4 protein-coding genes are annotated in these 4671 nt (G+C 65.8%); all 4 read right to left on the bottom strand.

Annotation, left to right across the window (positions count from 1 at the left end; translation table 11 throughout):
• Positions 1-767 (bottom strand): xanthine dehydrogenase family protein molybdopterin-binding subunit (locus JOZ76_RS34630; protein WP_291705872.1); only part of this gene is annotated, 767 nt, incomplete at its 3' end.
• 72 nt (positions 768-839) lie between these two features.
• On the bottom strand, positions 840-2369 hold the full coding sequence (murJ, locus tag JOZ76_RS34625) for a murein biosynthesis integral membrane protein MurJ (protein ID WP_291705871.1): 1530 nt from the start codon (positions 2367-2369) through the stop codon (positions 840-842).
• Between the two features lie 231 nt (positions 2370-2600).
• Complete coding sequence (locus tag JOZ76_RS34620; RefSeq protein ID WP_291705870.1) at positions 2601-3752, bottom strand: DegT/DnrJ/EryC1/StrS family aminotransferase; 1152 nt, start codon at positions 3750-3752, stop codon at positions 2601-2603.
• Positions 3753-3813: 61 nt separating this feature from the next.
• A partial coding sequence (locus JOZ76_RS34615; protein WP_291705869.1) for a Gfo/Idh/MocA family protein occupies positions 3814-4671 on the bottom strand: 858 nt, incomplete at its 5' end.

Here is a 4671-nt window from a genome sequence, read left to right as displayed (position 1 = left end):
TTTGTGCCAAAGCCGCCGCCGACGTCGGGGCAGATCACCCGCATCTTCTCGACCGGAATGTTCAGGACGTTCTGGCACAGGATGTCGCGCAGGCGATGGCTGCCCTGGCTGCCGACCGTGAGCGTCAGATGATCGCGCTTGGCGTCGTATTCGCAGATCGCCGCGCGCGTCTCCATGAAGCTCGCGACCACGCGCGGATTGACGATCGAGATCTCGGCGACCGCATGCGCCTTGGCAAAGACCTCGTCGGTCGCCTTCTTGTCGCCGATTGCGACGTCGAACAAAATGTTGCCGGGATGGCTCGGCCAGACCTGTGGCGCATCCTGCTTCACGGCGTTGACCACGCCGGTCACGGCGGGAAGCGGCATCCAGCTGATCTCGATCGCCTCGATCGCATCGCGTGCCTTGTCGGCGGTCTCGGCGACCACGAAGGCTATGGCATCGCCGACATGGCGCACCTCGCCCTTGGCCAGGATCGGATAGGGCGGACCGGTGAAGGGATCGACCTCGAAATTGAACAGGCACGGCAGGCCGCCGAGATCTGAGATGTCGTCGGCGGTCAGAATCAGCGCGACACCGGGCAGCGCGCGCGCCTTCGTCGCATCGAGGGTGAAGGTCGCATGGGCATGCGGCGAGCGGACGACGAGCGCGTGCAGCGAGGCCTGCGGCGCGAGATCATCGGTGTAGCGGCCCTTGCCGCGAATGAGGGCGTCGTCCTCCTTGCGGAGCACGCTCTGTCCGACGCCGAACTTGATTGGAGCAGCCATGGCACTTCCTTGAGTATTCCCTTGATCCTATTTGACCCATATTGCAGCGGATTACGGGCCCGTGCAAAGGGTTTAGCCCCTCACGAGGGCCCTCAGCCAGCGCGGGCCGAACAGTCCGAGGATGGCCGCGGCATAGATCAAGGCCCCGACCGCGATCAGGACCAGGAGCACGGCTTCGTCGCGATGCGCACCGAGGCCGCCGAGCTGCGATGCGGCAAGCGGCGCCGCCAGCCACAGCGCGGCCGCGAGAATCACGCCGGTCAGCGCAAACTTCACCAGCGATAGCGTGAGCGCACGGTTCAGTTGGAGATAGCCGGCACGCACCGCAAAGCCGAGCACCAGCAGGAGATTGATCCAGGCCCCGAGCGCGGTGGCGAGCGCGAGGCCCACCTGGGCGAGCGAGCCCATCAGGAGAATCTTGAGCAGCACATTCACGGTCAGCCCGGTGAGCGAGGCTTTCACCGGGGTCGCAGTATCCTTGCGGGCATAGAAGGTCGCTACCGCGCTGCGGATCAGCACGAAGGGAATGAGGCCGATCGCATAGGCCGCGAGCGTCGCGCCGGACGCGGCCGCGTTGGCGGCGGTGAATGCGCCGCGCATGAACACCGCACGGGTGATGAGTTCGGGCACGGCGAAGAACGCCGCGACGAACGGCACTGAAAACAGCAGTGTGAACTCGAAGGCGCGGCGCTGCTGCTCCATGGCGCCTTGATGATCGCCGGCGGCAAGCCGCCGCGACATTTCCGGCAGCAGCACGGTGCCGACGGCAATGCCGATCACGCCGATCGGCAGCTGGTTGAGGCGGTCGGCATAGACGAGCGTCGCCAGCGAGCCCGCCGGCAGGAAGGTCGCAATGATGGTATCGGCGAACACCGCGACTTGCGTGCCCATCGACCCCAAGGTCGCAGGCCCCAGCGCACGGAAGAAAGCACGAATATCCTCATCGAGCCTGAGCGGGGCGAAGCGCGGCAGGCCGCCATGGGTGGCGAGATCGCCGGCGAGCAGAAAATATTGCAGGAAGCCCGAGATCAGCACGCCCCAGGCCGCGGCATGTCCCGCGGTCGGAAAGAAGGCGGCGAAAGCCAGCGTCGCCATCATCGCGACGTTGAGGAAGATCGAGGCAGCGGCGGCGGTGGCGAAGCGCTGCATTACATTGAGCATGCCGCCATAGAGCGTAACCAGCGTGATCAGCAGCAGATAGGGAAAGGTGATCCGGGTCAGCTCGATGGCGAGGCGCCGCTGCTCGGGCTCGTCGCTGAAGCCGGGCGCCAGAATGCGCATGGCCTGCGGCATGAACAGCCAGGCGAGCACCAGCAGCACGATCTGCGAGGTCAAGAGCAGCGTGAAGATGCGATCGGCGAACAGCTTTGCAGACGCCTCACCCTTTTCGCCATGGACATGCGCATAGGCAGGCAGGAAGGCGGCGTTGAACGCGCCTTCGGCAAAAATCGTGCGGAAATGGTTGGGCAGGCGGAATGCGACGTAGAAGGCGTCCGCGGTGGGACCGGCGCCGAGGATGGCCGCGAGCATGATGTCGCGCGCGAACCCTGTGAGCCGTGAAAGCAGGGTGTAACCGCCGACCGTGAAGATGCGCGAAAGCATGCGCCGCTTCTAAAGCATCAGGAGACGAGTTTGAAGCAGAGAACGTGGTGCTTCCCCGAAGGCAACTGCGCCCCCTCCCCCGCTTGCAGGGAGAGGTTGGGGTGAGGGGGAGTCTCCAGGGGCTGAGCTCGCGGAGAGTCCCCCTCAAGCGAAATTCACGCGCGCCGCGTGAATTTCGACCTCTCCCCGCAAGCGCGGAGAGGTGAACCGCCACCCGCGGCTAGAGCCGGTTTAAGTCGAAACAGCGGCGCGGACGGCCTCGATCACGCGCGCCTGTGTCGGCTCGTCGAGATAGGCATGCATCGGCAGGCTGATCACGTCGCGCGACAGCTTTTCGCTCACCGGCAGGCCGTTGTCGGTGACCGGGAAATTCCGGTACGCCGTCTGCTGGTGCATCGACTTCGGATAATAGATCGCGGTCGGGACGCCCTTGGCCTTCAGCGCCGCGGCGAACTGGCCGCGATCGATGTGCCCGGGAAGGCGGATGGTATATTGCGCCCAGATGGAGTCGCAGCCCTCGGCCAGGCGCGGCACGGTGACGACGTCGGCCAGCGCCTGCGTGTAGCGCTCCGCCGCCGCATGGCGCGCCAAAATCTCGCCCTCGAAGATCTTCAGCTTTTCGATCAGGATCGCGGCCTGCATGGTGTCGAGCCGGCCGGTCAGGCCGAGGCGGACATTGTCGTATTTGTCGGTCCCCTGGCCGTGGACCCGGATGCTGCGCAGGATCTCGGCAAATGCCGCGTCGTCGGTGAAGATCGCGCCGCCATCGCCAAAGCAGCCGAGCGGCTTGGCCGGAAAAAAGCTGGTCGCGGTCGCAAGCCCGAAGGTGCCGAGACGGCGGCCCTTGTAGCTCGCGCCAAACGCCTGGCAGGCGTCGTCGAGCACGAACAACCCCTCCTCGCGCGCGATGGCGGCTATGGCGTCATGGTCGGCGCTCTGGCCGAACAGGTCGACCGGTATCACAGCGACCGGCTTGAGGCTAAGCCGTTTTGCGGTCGCGATGCCGCGCTTCAGCGAGACGACATCCATGTTGAAGGTCGCCTCGTCAACGTCGACGAAGACCGGCGTCGCGCCGAGCATCGCCACCACCTCGCCGGTCGCGCAGAACGTGAAGGACGGACATAGGACCGCATCGCCGGGACCAACCCCCTTGGCCATCAGCACCATCAGCAGCGCATCCGTGCCGCTGGCGCAGGCGATCACGTGCCGGGCACCGCAGAACGCGGCGAGCTTCGCCTCAAGCTCGGCGACTTCCGGGCCGTTGATGAACTGGCAGTGGGCGAGCACGCGCGACACCGCCGCCTCGATTGCCGTGCCGAGACGGGCGCGCTGGGCTGCGATGTCGATGAAGGGCACGGGCGGCGGAGAGAGATGCTGATTCATGGGGCCTTGACGAGATGAGTTGGAAATCGCTGTTGCCTTACGGTCATGACGGTCGGGGAGATCACCCGACAACGCGCCGCGGCCCCTTCTGCAGCGAGGACGTAGCGGCGGGCTTGGGCTGTGTCTCCAGGCACCGCGTGGCGATTTCGAGACTGGCGACCCCTTCATCGCCGGTCACGGCCGGAGCCGCGCCGGTGCGCACCGCCTGGGTGAATGCGATCAGTTCGGCGCGCAGCGGCTCGTCGTGACCGACCGGCAGATGGCGCATCGAATAGCTGCCGTCCGGCTTGAAGCCAAAGCACTCGGTGACCTGGCGGGTCAACAGATCGCCCATGATGTATTTGCCGCGGGTGGCAACCGTGACGTTGCGCGCCTTGAACGGCGTCAGCCAGTTGGTGTTGATGTGCGCCAGCACGCCAGAGGCGGTGCGGAACTGCAAAAGCGCGATATCTTCGCGCTCGGCGACCGCGCTGGAGAGCTGCGGCTGCACCTCGACGATGTCGGATTCGGTGAACCAGCGGATCAGGTCGATGTCGTGGACGGCGAGATCGATGACCACACCGACATTCGACATGCGCGGCGGAAACGGCCCGACGCGGGTGATGGCGATGGACAGGATGTCCTCGCCGGCGATCGCCTTCTTGATCGTGGCGACCGCCGGATTGAAACGCTCGACATGGCCGACCATCAATGTCACTCCGGCGCGCTGCGCTGCGCCGACGATCTCGCGCCCCTCCTCGACGGAGGACGCGATCGGCTTCTCGACCATGACGTGGATGTTGCGCGCGAGGCAGGCGAGCGCGATCTCGTGGTGCAGGTGGGTGGGCGCCGCCACCGTGACCGCATCGACGCCTTCCGCAACCAGTTCGTCGAGACCCGCGAAGGTGCGGCAATTGGTGAGTTCGCTCGCCCGCGTCCG

Origin of the sequence: Bradyrhizobium sp. (assembly GCF_019244115.1) — a bacterium.
Taxonomy (GTDB): Bacteria; Pseudomonadota; Alphaproteobacteria; order Rhizobiales; family Xanthobacteraceae; genus Bradyrhizobium.
Note: the sequence above shows the minus strand (reverse complement) of the source record. Positions and strands in the feature narration are given on the sequence as shown.